11 protein-coding genes and 1 pseudogene are annotated in these 12,867 nt (G+C 44.2%); 9 read left to right on the top strand and 3 right to left on the bottom strand.

All coding sequences use genetic code 11. The features are described from left to right. Positions 1-260 precede the first annotated feature (260 nt). Complete coding sequence (locus AC1DPK_RS02890; protein WP_147947669.1) at positions 261-422, bottom strand: carbon storage regulator; 162 nt, start codon at positions 420-422, stop codon at positions 261-263. Positions 423-801: 379 nt separating this feature from the next. Between AC1DPK_RS02890 and AC1DPK_RS02885 the strand changes: the two are divergent. After that, a pseudogene (locus tag AC1DPK_RS02885) lies at positions 802-1,083 on the top strand (YkoP family protein); the annotation flags it as partial. Next, entirely contained in the window at positions 1,034-1,402 is a 369-nt protein-coding gene (locus AC1DPK_RS02880; RefSeq protein WP_477509240.1) for a polysaccharide deacetylase family protein, read from the top strand. The pseudogene AC1DPK_RS02885 and the gene AC1DPK_RS02880, both read left to right, overlap by 50 nt. A gap of 73 nt (positions 1,403-1,475) precedes the next feature. On the opposite strand, the gene AC1DPK_RS02875 is transcribed toward AC1DPK_RS02880, so the two are convergent. Beyond that, positions 1,476-2,279, bottom strand: coding sequence for a helix-turn-helix domain-containing protein (locus tag AC1DPK_RS02875; protein WP_477509239.1), 804 nt, complete (start codon positions 2,277-2,279; stop codon positions 1,476-1,478). A gap of 375 nt (positions 2,280-2,654) precedes the next feature. Between AC1DPK_RS02875 and AC1DPK_RS02870 the strand changes: the two genes are divergently transcribed. The 5 genes from AC1DPK_RS02870 (at position 2,655) to AC1DPK_RS02850 (ending at position 8,547) form a co-directional block, all read left to right on the top strand. Next, positions 2,655-4,112 carry a sulfatase family protein gene (locus AC1DPK_RS02870; RefSeq protein ID WP_477509238.1) on the top strand — a complete coding sequence of 486 codons (1,458 nt, stop codon included), beginning with the start codon at positions 2,655-2,657 and terminating at the stop codon, positions 4,110-4,112. A gap of 154 nt (positions 4,113-4,266) precedes the next feature. Next, a complete protein-coding gene (locus tag AC1DPK_RS02865; protein ID WP_477509332.1) occupies positions 4,267-5,241 on the top strand; it encodes a formylglycine-generating enzyme family protein in 975 nt (324 codons plus the stop codon). Positions 5,242-5,337: 96 nt separating this feature from the next. Further along, positions 5,338-5,637 (top strand): hypothetical protein, encoded by a 300-nt coding sequence (locus AC1DPK_RS02860; protein WP_477509237.1) that lies wholly within the window; start codon positions 5,338-5,340, stop codon positions 5,635-5,637. Between the two features lie 993 nt (positions 5,638-6,630). Then, positions 6,631-7,500, top strand: coding sequence for a YitT family protein (locus AC1DPK_RS02855; RefSeq protein ID WP_339208096.1), 870 nt, complete (start codon positions 6,631-6,633; stop codon positions 7,498-7,500). Positions 7,501-7,806: 306 nt separating this feature from the next. Beyond that, positions 7,807-8,547 carry an S-layer homology domain-containing protein gene (locus AC1DPK_RS02850; protein WP_477509236.1) on the top strand — a complete coding sequence of 247 codons (741 nt, stop codon included), beginning with the start codon at positions 7,807-7,809 and terminating at the stop codon, positions 8,545-8,547. 803 nt (positions 8,548-9,350) lie between these two features. Here AC1DPK_RS02850 and AC1DPK_RS02845 read toward each other — a convergent pair. Next, on the bottom strand, positions 9,351-10,835 hold the full coding sequence (locus AC1DPK_RS02845) for an FGGY-family carbohydrate kinase (protein WP_477509331.1): 1,485 nt from the start codon (positions 10,833-10,835) through the stop codon (positions 9,351-9,353). A 280-nt stretch (positions 10,836-11,115) separates the two neighbouring features. Here AC1DPK_RS02845 and AC1DPK_RS02840 point away from each other — a divergent pair, with 280 nt between their 5' ends. Together AC1DPK_RS02840 and AC1DPK_RS02835 are read left to right on the top strand one after the other, a co-directional pair. Then, entirely contained in the window at positions 11,116-11,991 is an 876-nt protein-coding gene (locus tag AC1DPK_RS02840) for a class II fructose-bisphosphate aldolase (RefSeq protein WP_477509235.1), read from the top strand. Between the two features lie 35 nt (positions 11,992-12,026). Next, positions 12,027-12,863, top strand: a complete 837-nt coding sequence (locus tag AC1DPK_RS02835) for a class I fructose-bisphosphate aldolase (protein WP_339208100.1) — start codon at positions 12,027-12,029, stop codon at positions 12,861-12,863. Positions 12,864-12,867 lie beyond the last annotated feature (4 nt).

Here is a 12,867-nt window from a genome sequence, read left to right as displayed (position 1 = left end):
TATTTACTCGTCCATGAGTAATCGAATATGAGATTAATTTATATATCGACAATGTATTTGAAATGTTTAGTCTTTTTGAAAAAAAAATTTGAAAGTTATTATCCTAAATTACGAAAGCCTATGGTTTCAGTCGTTTGAGAAAAATGGGCTTGGGCATCTCATAGGCTTTGCCCAGACGAAGCAAGTCCTTGTTTAAATATCTAAGGAAAGCTGCAAGTAAATAGAAGGGTCACTAGTGTTGCATAAATCTTCAGAATCATTTAGTCAGAAAATTCCGAAAGTAATTCTCCGCGAACGATAGAGATATCTTTTGGCGCTTCAATAGCCAAGCGTAAATGCCCCTCTTCACTTTTAATTACCTTTATGATAATTTTTTCGTTGATTACTATGTATTGTCCGGGTTTTCTTCCAAGAACCAGCATCAGACTCACTCCTTTACAGTGAAGGACCATTATATGATTTGAACTTATTTTACGAGAATTATCATTCATGCAATTGAGGTTTCCAAATTGCCTCCTGCAGCATTAACTTTCTACCATCCCCATAACCCTTAATGAGAGTCTGACTTTGTATTCTCACTTGCTGTATAGGCAGCAGGGAGGGGTAAGCTCAGTAGCAACGCTACAAACAAGCTGACCATTCGCCTTTTCATAGAGCTTTTCCTCCATGTATATTATCATGATAGATTAGCCCATTAATGAAACTCAAAGAAAACTTTAAGTTCGTGCTAGAGATAAAGCATACCAAAGAAAAAGATTACAAAGATAATTGGCTGTAAGAACGTAGAACAGATTAGGGTTTAAACAACATCCGATTCAATCAAAGTGTCTTAGAATATGGCTAACATTATACCTGAGATTTCTACTACGAGTGCTGCATCCCGTAGGTAGGCAACTTGTGAAGCAGAGCTCTTCAAAGCTGGTTCCAATGATGTTGATGATGTCTAGACAATCGTTGTTACATCATTATCAAAAGAAGTGCAATCATGACTCAATGGCTACCTGTCCTGTTTTTAATCGGTTCCTTTGTGTAAATGATGATTCCCGTAATATTGTCACGAGTCTTTGGTCTAGGTGTATATAAGAAAGGTATACAAGCACAACAGGCTGACTTTACTTTAGATGACGGCCCTGATCCACGCTATACACCTGAACTACTAGATTTGCTGAAGCAATATGATGTGTTGGCAACGTTCTTTGTACTTGGTAGTAAAGCTGAACAGTATCCACATTTGATACGAAGAATTCATGATGAGGGGCATCAAGTTGGAATTCACAACTACATTCATAAATGTAACTTACTTATATTTCAGTGGAAATTAAAGCGTCAGCATATCAATCGCATGGCAGATATTATTGAGGGGATTATCGGGGAGTATCAGGTTTCGCGTCGTTGCGGCTAGCGACAATAGATAGTTTCCTTCTTTATAACCGGGCCCGCAGATACCTGCGGGCTGTTTTGCTATGGTACAGAGCTCAGGTGAACAACTGGGCCGCGTCCTGCTGGTTCCCGTAGGTCATGAAGTCTGTAGGTGACATCGAGGTGTATTTTTTGAATACTCGGAAAAAGTAAGAGGTGTCATAGTAGCCTAAATAGTTTGAGATATTGGAGATGGACATGTCGGAGTTCAACAACAGGTTACATGCTTCAATCACGCGCAATTGATGGATGTATTTGATCGGCGATTGTCCGATAACTTCTCGGAATACGGCGATCGTATAGTTCGGTGAACGCTGAATTAATCGTGCCAGATCCTTGATTTCAATCTGTTCGCGGTAGTGGTCTAGCAAATAGTGTTTTATCATATCGGCATATTTCGTTTTGATCGGTATAACCTCGGGCTTCTCTAGTTCTCTTGCGATGATGCCAATCAGCTCTTGCAGGATGCCGTGACAAATGAAGGTTCTAAAGTTCTCCCCCTGGCGCATTTCCTCATATAAACGTTCAAATCTTCTATGCAAGTACTGGAGCCTCCACAGCTTGAAATGTACAAATTTCTTATCGTGAAGAAAAGGAATGAATGGCATAGCATCAACTTCATAGTTGAAGATGATCGTAAACTTTTGGTGTGGTCCGGAAGGGTGATTTTCACCGGCGCGACGCGAGCCATCTGGAATAAACATAAAGTCTCCCCGTTCACCGGTATAATCTTCGTTTTCAATCCTGTAAGTAACTTTGCCCTCCATGACAAGAACAAGCACATTGTAATTGATAACCTCGGAATGCGTACGCCAATTCGGGATGAAATCGTCAAAATGTACAGCTCTAATTGTCAGCATAAGCATCACCCATTTAATGAAAATAGTTGCCTTTATTATAGCATTGATAATTATCATAGTGTAAACGAAAACGTGTTGAAATCTTCAAGTTAGTGTTGAAATGTACATCTTCCGGAGATTATGTACATCGACAAAGAAAAGGGCTGACTCTTATACTGAAGATAATGCTTAAAGAAGGCGTTATCATTCTAGGGAAAGGGATAACGACATGAAAGCAAGGAAGTCACCGGGCGAATGAGAGCACGGCAAGCGGTACCGTTGCGGGAGATTAGGGCGAATTCTCAAAGCAGGTGATGCCAAGGGCTAATTACTTGCAGGGAGCTGCAGCAGTTGCAGGGACGAACAACTAGTAATCGAAGTAAAGGAGATTGAACGATGCGAGTATTGCTGCTTGATCTTGATTCCACCAGACCTGACCATCTTGGTTGTTACGGATACCATAGGAATACCTCCCCCCATATTGACAGGATCGCCGCCGAAGGAGTCCGTTTCGATAATTATTACACGTCCGATGCGCCGTGCTTCCCCTCTAGAACGGCGCTTATGACAGGAAGATTCGGCATTCATAACGGGGTTGTCGGTCACGGAGGGACAGCTGCGGATGTGCGCCATGAAGGCGAATCCCGCGATTTCCGCAGCAGGCTGGCCAGTGAAAGCTTCCCTTCGCTGTTCCGCAGCGCGGGGATGAAAACCTCACTTGTCAGCCCGTTCGGAGAAAGGCACACCGCCTGGACGTTCTATGCCGGCTTCAATGAAATTTACAATACGGGCAAGGGCGGCATGGAGTCGGCCGAGGAGGTGACGCCGGTCGTGCTCGAGTGGCTTGAGCGCAATGCCGAGCAGGATGATTGGATGCTTTACGTAAATTATTGGGACCCGCATACGCCATATCGTGCGCCGGAGGAATTCGGGAACCCGTTCAAGGACGATCCGCTCCCGGAGTGGATTACCGATGATATATTTGCAGCGCACCGTGAAAAGGTGGGACCGCACAGCGCGCACGAGATCAACATGTATAACAACCGTGTCTCGCCCCAATATCCCCGTCATCCCGGGGAGCTTGTGGATCGCAATGATCTCCGCCGTATGATTGACGGGTACGATTGCGGTGTGCGCCATATGGACGATAACATCGGTATGATTCTGAACGCGATGGTGAAGAAAGGCATTCTGGACGATACCGTAATTATTATAACGGCTGATCACGGAGAGAATATGGGCGAGCTTGGCATCTACGGCGAACATGGTACGGCAGACCAAGCGACATGCCGGATCCCGATGATCATCCGCTGGCCGGGCTGCATAGCCGGTCATGTGGATAAAGGCCTTCACTATCATCTGGATTTGCCGCCGACGATGGCGGAGCTGTTGGGACTTCAGCAGGCGCCGAGCTGGGACGGCCGCAGTTATGCCGACTCGATACTGACGGGCGAAGATACGGGACGCGACAGCCTCATTATTTCGCAATGTGCACATGTGTGCCAGCGCAGCGTAAGGTTCGACGAATGGCTCTACATCCGCACCTACCACGATGGCTATCATTTGTTCGACAAAGAGATGTTGTTTCATATCAAGGATGACATTCATGAGCTGCACAACTTGGCTCCCGCCCGCCCTGACATATGCAGAGAGGCTGCATACCGCCTGCTCGACTGGCATGATCAGATGATGATGTCGATGGAGCACGATGTTGACCCGCTCTGGACCGTCATACGAGAAGGCGGGCCCTATCATGCCAAGGGCAATCTCAGCGAATATGCCGAAAGACTTATCGAGTCGGGCAGAGGACGTTACGTGGAGGAATTGAGAAAGAGACATCCACAAGAGAAGTAGCAGTGAAAATGTTGAAAAAATTAATGTTTGAAGAAACGCCAGCAGTCCTTTTAAATCAATTTTCATGAGAGAGTTGTTCACTTCAGTGAAAAAATGATTTAAAGGATTTCTGGTGGCTTTCATGTGTGTGGAGGGAGGCGAAGGAGTGGAACAAATGAAATCCTGCTGTGCGGCAAGCAGGCTGCAAGCGAACATTGAGCACAGTGTTATAGCGGTCCCAGCACCGTCACAAACTGCCGTTCCGGAGCCGGATCACATCGACTTGGATTGGGCTATCATACCAGGCGGTTCCTTCGAAATGGGAACAATTTCTAGCGAAGGGTTTCCAAGCGATGGGGAAGGTCCAGTTCGGAGGGTGGAACTCGATGCCTTCAAAATCTCAGCTTGCCCCGTGACGAACGCGCAGTTTCGGGCATTCGTGGATGCAACCGGATATCGAACTGAAGCAGAAAGCTATGGATGGTCATATGTTTTCCATTTGCTGGTTTCAGATGAAACGAACATCAGGGTTAAAAATGTACCTCGGCAAGTCCCCTGGTGGCTTGTCGTTGATGGAGCAAATTGGAACAACCCGGAAGGGCCGGATTCGAGCATTGAGGGTCGTATGGATCATCCGGTCGTTCATGTCTCTTGGAATGATGCCGCGGCGTTCTGCTCCTGGTCTGGGACAAGACTGCCGACGGAAGCGGAATGGGAATATGCGGCACGAGGCGGTTTACAGGGCAGGACCTATCCTTGGGGGGACCTGCTCAAGYCGGACGGTAGGCATATGTGCAATATATGGCAGGGAAAGTTCCCAATTAAAAATAATGCAAGCGATGGTTATATCGGTACTGCTCCTGCTAAGTCGTTTGATCCGAACGGTTACGGACTGTATAATATGGCAGGAAATGTATGGGAATGGTGTGCGGATTGGTTCAGTCCTGCCTATCACCGTCAAACGTCTTCAGTGAATCCACGATACACACATGATACAGGCAAAAGGTCGATGAGAGGCGGCTCGTATCTGTGCCACCGCTCCTACTGCAACCGCTACAGGGTAGCGGCGAGAAGCGGCAATACACAAGACAGCTCAACGGGCAACATTGGCTTCCGCGTGGCCGCGGACCTAGTCCCTAAAGTAACTTAACGGCTATCGATACGGAATAAATGGAGTAGCTTAATACCCTCACGGTAACGGTGAATATTACGCCATGTGATCATGGTGTTTAGAATCACGATTAACGTGAGGATTTTTTGTCGTCGCTCTAGTGCTGAAGCGTTCGGCGCACAGGCGAGCCTGCTGCGAATTTTCTCCAATAAATTAAATGATCAACTGGAAAATATCATACCTGATTACCAGAGGTTGGAGCTGGAGAATGAGAAGGATATCGATCTAATTCAGGGTTATTTTTTCAACTATTGGAGCAATGGTCAAGGCATCATAATCGAGATGAAAGAAAGAGCCGCTTGCTACTTATTTGAATATTTTCCGAAACGAAAAAGCGAAGCTACTGCTGCTGTATTCGGATCTGAAGGTGTATGAGGTCGCGGACATGTCGGCTGTACCTACTGCCTTGTTTTGACAATTGTTTGAATGGAGAAATCATGTTATCCGTTAGTCAATTCCCTATGGGGGCAGAAGATGAACGATATGTTCATTTCTGTCCTTTTTTGTTTTAAAAATAATGAGAGAGTGAGGAGTTAGAAAAATGTAATCGACGAAGTTTAGGCACCTATACTTGCGAATGCGATGGGTCAGCATGGCAACTTAAAAAATTTTCATTTGTTAAAATAGGGTGGCAAGTGCGCCGCTTGTGTACAAAACGCACAACTGTAACCTCGTTAAGGTGAGACGAAGCCGTTCACCCAGAAAAAAATGTAGCTAGCACCTTGTACATCGCATTCAGTTAGAGAGGACGTAGGGATACGTCTTCTTTTCAAACGCAGAGAGATGCCGAACTTATAGTCAGCCATTAGTCCCTTTACTTATGACAAATTGGTGGTCAACGTGGAAACAAAGGCAAGATGAATTAGGAGCGGTCGGTTTTGCTTAAAGATGAATAGCTTCCTCCTATGTGTTTTTTAATTTTAGCTCTCGCAAGTGGAGTCGTTCATTAATATACAGGAATAGCAAATGTTATCCATTATTAAACTCCAATTTATTTCTAGCGCTGATATTAGTGATGAGTTGAACTTATCCACATTTCACTTCAAATACATAACGCTGCAATCCCATTGGCAACGATGAGGTCAAAGGTTCGAACCCGGCGGAATCCATAATAATTAAAGCCTTTAAACACAGCATATCGGGTGTTTAAAGCTTTTGTATGGAGAGTAGGTTTAGAATCCTAGTTCGAGGTCGCATTTGCTCTTCTTTTATGATGTGGTTGCGTTTTGTTATAGGTTGCATAGGGTGGACGCGCCACTATAGGAATGTAATAATTGACTTTAGGCGAATAGATATTTAGAATTTTAAAGGGAAAAATGTTTACATTTAGTGAAGTTAAAGAAACGAGAATAGGAAATGAGGTTTAAAATGAAGAAAGAGAATAAACAGACAGCAGTATTGGTCGCGGTGCTGCGAGGACTCATCGTTGTCATCGGTGCTTTTATTACGGCCTATGGCCTTGAGGCAGTATTAATTCCGAACAACGTATCGGACGGCGGCGTGACGGGTCTTAGCATCGTAGGGTCGAATCTATTCGGGTTGCCTTTGGGACTTCTCATTGCGATTTTGAATATACCGTTCGTATATTTAGGGTATAAACAGATTGGAAAAAGCTTCGCGATATATTCCGTGATCGGTATTGCTTCGCTGGCCGTGGGTACCGTCGTTATGCACCATATTACTCCGATCGTAGAAGGCGATACGCTCCTCGTCACCGTTGTCGGAGGCATCATTATCGGTTTAGGGATGGGTCTTGCTCTTCGGAACGGCGGCGCGCTGGATGGCATTGATATGTTGGCGGTATTGCTTTCCCGTAAGCTTCCTTTCGGTACAAGCGATCTTATCTTATTCCTGAACGTATTCGTATTTATCGTCGTCTCGACCGTATTTGGCTTGCAGGGTGCTATATTATCGGGGATTGCTTATTTTATAGCTTCCAAGGTGATACATATCGTCGAAGAAGGCCTCAGCGGAGCTAAAACGTTTAAGATCATTACCAAGCATCCTGAAAGCATGATTGACACTATTCGCGATCGCTTGGGTCGCGGCGCTACGTATAGTGTGGTGCAAGGCGGCTATTCAAATGAGCATTTTAAAGAAATCACATGCGTCATTAACCGTCTGGAAGAGCGAAAAATGAAAGAAATTATTCGTGAGATTGACGAAAATGCTTTCATCATGGTGTATGAGGTTGCTGAAGTAAAAGGTGGCAGCTTTAAGAAAAAGGACATCCACTAACAAATTTCAATTTCTAACCCCTTTTGAAGTGACATCAAATAAGTTAGACAGGTTATTTTATTAGGCGACATTCTGGGAATGAGTTTCGGTACTGTACCGGGTTCATTCCTTTTTATTTTGCCTTCACTAGCTCATCTCGAACTCTTCGATAGCCTTAGCGCCCTTTTTTTAACTATCGTCCATAAAAAAAATTTTTAAGTGTGAAAAATAATAGGCTCTTCGATTGTATTACTAATGTAAGGGCGATATCAGAAACAATGAATAAAAGGCTTGAATCTTAACTAAAAACGCTACGAGGTGAAAGAAATGAAAACAAAATTCAAAATGATTACTATGTCCACTATTACCGCATTATCATTAACCTTTGTAGGTCATAGCTATGCAGCTACTAACCCTTTCTCGGATCTAACGAATATCGCGGTAAAGGATAAAATTGTTGCCTTACAAGAACAAGGCTTAGTCCATGGTATYTCAGACGACTTATTTGCCCCGAATGAAACCATCACAGCGGCACAAGGTATTCAGCTTATTGTTAATGCTGCGAATTTGAATCTAGATTTAGTAAGATTCCTTGTAGAACCTAAAGCTACGGATTATTTCAAAAACGCAGACAATGATGCTTGGTATGCGAATGCCTTAATTACGGCAAGCGTTAATGGAGTCGTACTGCCAGCCGATCTGAATCTTAACAAGAAATGGACGCGTGAAGAGTTCACTCACCAGCTTATTAGCACGATTGAAACGCATGGCAATCTTCCAAAGATTAAGCTTGTTCCTGCCCAGATTAACGATAGCACGGATATAACCATTGATTATGACGGATCCATCCAGCGCGCGCTTGCTTATAACGTAGTGAAATTAGATGAACAAGGGAACTTCCATCCTAAAGCTGAAATCTCTCGCGCTGAGGCAGCGGAACAAATCTACAATGTACTCGACTACATTAAGGCACATCCTGCTCCATCGCCACAACCAGATCAAGATTTAGAAACAAACTCAAAAAGATCGCCTTGGTCAACAAGTCCACAAATACCAGGAACAAAATAAGATCTACAAAATTGGTTTCTCAAAATGATAAAGCGATCTCCCTAATCATGGGGGATCGCTTATTTTTGACTTTAATGAGTATTAACTTTATTTTAAGTGAGTGTTCCTCTTTGGAGCTCGCTTCATGGAAAGATTCTCCTTCAATATCGATTTTAGGCAGACTCTGACCATTTCTTGTTCCGTTTCTTGTGTGAACTGTTATATGGATTCTGACCCGAGAGTTTGGTTCGCGGGAGGGTACGAAGCGGGGGCGAATTTCGTCCCCAAACATCGGATGCCATTCGATTAGAACCTATGGTTTTATAAGGCGAAGAGATAATTGATGAAAAAGGCTGATGAAAATCATCGGTCTTTTTATTATCTAAATGACGGAGTACAGGGAAATGTCATTAATTGTTGAATTTAGGATAAAGAATATACGATTAACATAATGCCCAATACAGTAAGGTATGAAGTATTGTTAAACTGGTGGGGAATTGATCAAGAAGATGCTGATTTTGGTACAGTGAACGAATTGGCATTACAATTTCTTGAAGCAGATAGGCTTGAGTTGTATAACAAAATAAGTGAAAAGATAACTGGCCTTGAGGGATGAAACCTTCAAGGTTTTCTTTTTATCCAGACTAGTGTCGAGTAAAGCAGGCGGGAAAAACGACCCAATGGCTTGTGCTTGTCGGACTCACGCTGATGGCTTTCGCCCTATTAAGGCTTGCATTCAATGAATACAATATAAAACTCAAAATAAGAAACATTCCAGACTTAGCAGCTTGGTTGCTGCTACCTGGAATGTTTCTTTTACAAAATTATAAGTTTGAAATCGCTCGTGAAAGTACTTTGTATTTCTCATAGCGATCCTGATAGAGGGACGTATTAGATTCACTTGGGTAAAATATCCGCAGCGGTTTGACAAGTATGTTTACGGCTTCCTCATAAGTTTGGTAAACCCCTGAAGCTTTTCCAGCGAGAATGATGTTACCCATCGTTCCAGCTTCACTAACGTTTAATCTCTCTACAGGACAATTCATAATGTCAGCTTTAATCTGTAGCCACAGGTCGGATTTAGCCCCACCGCCTACCGCGCGCAGCGACTCAATAGGAATTCCCGCTTCCGCAAGGCATTCGAGGTTGTAGCGCAATTCATACGTAACACCTTCCATTAAGGCTCGGTACAGATGGGTGGAATCTGTATCAAATGATAATCCATAAATCGTACCCTTGGCTTCGGGATTCATGTATGGCGTACCCGATCCGGCAAAATGAGGAATCACGAGCAAATCGGTAGGTGATGTTGCAGATGTTGAATTCAAATAGTCGTAAACGTTAATGCCTAATTTGCGGGCTTCTGCTTCGGCGATTTGACCGAACTTGTCTCGGTACCACCGAATAAGGGAACCGCCAGTAAAATTGAAGGCATATGTCAAATATAAACCTTCAATGACATGCGGTGCGCAATTGAATTGATACTGGAGCATCTTCGTATTCAGAATTGGTGAAGAATAGGCAGGCGTAATACATTCCACGGTTCCGATACCGTCCACCGCATGATTGTTATGTAAAATACCTGCACCGAGAGCTGCACAGGCTTGATCATGGCCGCCGGCTACAACTAACGTTTCTGAACGGAAGCCTAGCGATTGTCTTATTTCATTGCGAATGGGGCCAATGATTTGACCAGACTGAATGAGGTCAGGAAATTTGTCTGCTTCAATTCCGGCGGCATCAAACATATCAGAGTCCCATTCTTTTTTGGACACATTAAAGGCCATGGTGCGAGAGGCCAAGGTGTAGTCTGTAACCGAAATACCCGTGAGTAAAAAAGCGATGAAATCGCCAAACGGCATGAATTTCCATACTTTTTGGTAAATCTCAGGCTGGTATTGTTTGATCCACATGACCTTCGGAAGGGAGAACATCGGATGCAGAGGGACTCCGGTAAGCTCCATCGTCCGTTCCTTACCGATTTTTTGTTCAATGATTGCAGCTTGCTCTATACCTCTTGAATCCGTATACAAAATGGCATTGCTTAATACATTTCCATGATGGTCGACGGGAACAACCGTCTCACCCAAGGAAGAAATGCTGAGGGCGTGAACAATGACGCCGGGAACAGCTAAGAGCACATCCGCGATAACCCGTCTGACGGACTCCCAGACTCGTTCTGGATTTAGCTCAAAAGCTCCTGGTTTAGGCTGTTCCAAAGGGTATTCCATATACGCGGCTGATAGAAGAGTTCCGCCCTCATCAAAGAGCGAAGCCTTACATCCAGTCGTTCCGATGTCGAGTCCCATTAGTGACAATTTATAATCCCTCCAATCATAAGTGTATGTTTATTATAAACAATTTTTGTTTGTTTGTATAATAGAAATTTTGAAATAATCTTTTAAACGAAATAGCTGAAAACTTTGATATATAGCGATATTAATGGGATTCTGCTATTTGAAATGCTATATTCGAAAAAAACGAATTTTAATATTTAAATTTCGTGGTTGCTTATTACATAGGAATTAATTATAATATGTTTGAAACGAACATTAAATAATATAGACTGATAGAAAGGTGGAAGGTAATTTGTCTAAAGTCTCCATGGGTGAAATGCTGCGGGATGCTTCTCATAGGGGCTATGCGGTCCCATGCTTTAACGCAATAAATTTAGATATGGTTCGCGGAATCATTGAGGCCGCTGAGGATGAACAGTCGCCAGTCATCCTATGCCATGCTGAAATTCATTTTAAGTATACACCGCTCGAGCAGATTGCACCCATTATGGTAGAAGCGATGAACCGTGCCAAGGTACCGGTCAGCATCCTTCTCGATCACGGAAAGAGCTTCTCCGCGGTAACGAATGCGATGCATTTAGGCTTTAACGCAATCATGTTTGATGGTTCGGAGTATGAGTATGAAGAAAATGTTCGCAGAACCGCAGAGGTCGTGAAGATTGCTAAAACGCTTGGCGTTTCGGTGGAAGGAGAGCTCGGCTACGTAACTCGGCCAAAAAGCGGCGGGGCGGAAGGTGAAGATGATGATTCCATCATTGACGATACTTCGCTTTATACCGATCCCGAGCAGGCAAGGGAGTTTGTTGAGCGAACCGGTATTGATGCGCTTGCCGCTGCATTCGGTACTGTGCATGGCGTTTATTTGAAAAAACCAGTATTGGATTTAATGCGCTTGGAGCGAATTCGGAATACGGCCGGTGTTCCGATTGTGATGCACGGTGGGTCTGGATTGTCGGAGGAAGACTTCCATAAGTCGATCGATCACGGTGCGTCTAAAATCAATTATTACACAGGGATGGCGCTTAAGGTTGTTGACCGGGCTAAAGAACGTTTTATCGAGTCCGAAGAGAAGACGTTCTATCACGAATTCATGATGAATGTCATTCAGGACTTTAAAGAAGATGCGCAGCATATTATGCGCACGTTCCGCAGCAGCAACAAAGCGTAATCATCAATAAAACAAGTATATGGGGTGTGTCAAATATGTCCGTTACCGCTCGTTTAAATCGTTTATTTAGTGAACAAGGCAAGTGCTTTGATGTCGCGATCGATCATGGCTTTTTCAATGAATATTCATTCTTGGCCGGCATTGAGAATATGAAAGCAGCAATCGAAACCATTGTACGTGCCAATCCCGATGCGATACAGCTTAGCGTTGGTCAAGCAGAGCATCTTCAAGCTATTCCAGGCAAAGAAAAGCCTTCACTCGTGCTGCGTACAGATGTTGCTAACGTATACGGCACGAAGCTTCCTTCACACTTATTCAGTGAACTCATTCATAATCCGGTTGAACAAGCAGTTCGCCTGGACGCAGCATGTGTCGTTGTAAATCTGCTGCTTCTGCCGGGACAACCGGAGCTTCATCGTCAATGCGTGCAAAATATATCAAAGCTGAAAACGGAATGTGAGCGTTATGGCATGCCACTTATGGTTGAACCGCTCGTTATGCTTCCGAATGAGCAAAAAGGCGGCTATATGGTCGACGGTGACATTACGAAGATCGTTCCGCTTGTTCGTCAAGGTACGGAGCTTGGCGCGGATATTATCAAAGCCGATCCATGCGATAACGTAGAGGATTATCATAAGGTTGTAGAAGCGGCATCAGGCAAGCCGGTATTGCCGCGTGGCGGCGGACGGGCTTCTGACGAAGAAATATTGTCGAGAACTTACGCACTTATGCAGCAGGGAGCTTCAGGAATTGTATATGGACGCAATGTCATCCAACATAATAATCCAGAGGCGATGACTCGCGCATTTATGGCTGTAGTTCACCAAGGCGCGACGCCTGAGCAAGCATTAGCTATTTTGAAAGGAGCGTAATCGA

The organism is Paenibacillus sp. 01T424 (genome assembly GCF_056398745.1).
This window is presented reverse-complemented; position numbering and strand designations above follow the sequence as displayed.

Excerpts from the sequence above, each read along its gene's own strand:
- AC1DPK_RS02845 (WP_477509331.1), bottom strand. The coding sequence starts at position 10,835 with ATGGGACTCGACATCGGAACGACTGGATGTAAGGCTTCGCTCTTTGAT.
- AC1DPK_RS02875 (WP_477509239.1), bottom strand. The coding sequence starts at position 2,279 with ATGCTGACAATTAGAGCTGTACATTTTGACGATTTCATCCCGAATTGG.
- AC1DPK_RS02890 (WP_147947669.1), bottom strand. The coding sequence starts at position 422 with ATGCTGGTTCTTGGAAGAAAACCCGGACAATACATAGTAATCAACGAA.
- AC1DPK_RS02870 (WP_477509238.1), top strand. The coding sequence starts at position 2,655 with ATGCGAGTATTGCTGCTTGATCTTGATTCCACCAGACCTGACCATCTT.
- AC1DPK_RS02835 (WP_339208100.1), top strand. The coding sequence starts at position 12,027 with ATGTCCGTTACCGCTCGTTTAAATCGTTTATTTAGTGAACAAGGCAAG.
- AC1DPK_RS02880 (WP_477509240.1), top strand. The coding sequence starts at position 1,034 with ATGATGATTCCCGTAATATTGTCACGAGTCTTTGGTCTAGGTGTATAT.
- AC1DPK_RS02855 (WP_339208096.1), top strand. The coding sequence starts at position 6,631 with ATGAAGAAAGAGAATAAACAGACAGCAGTATTGGTCGCGGTGCTGCGA.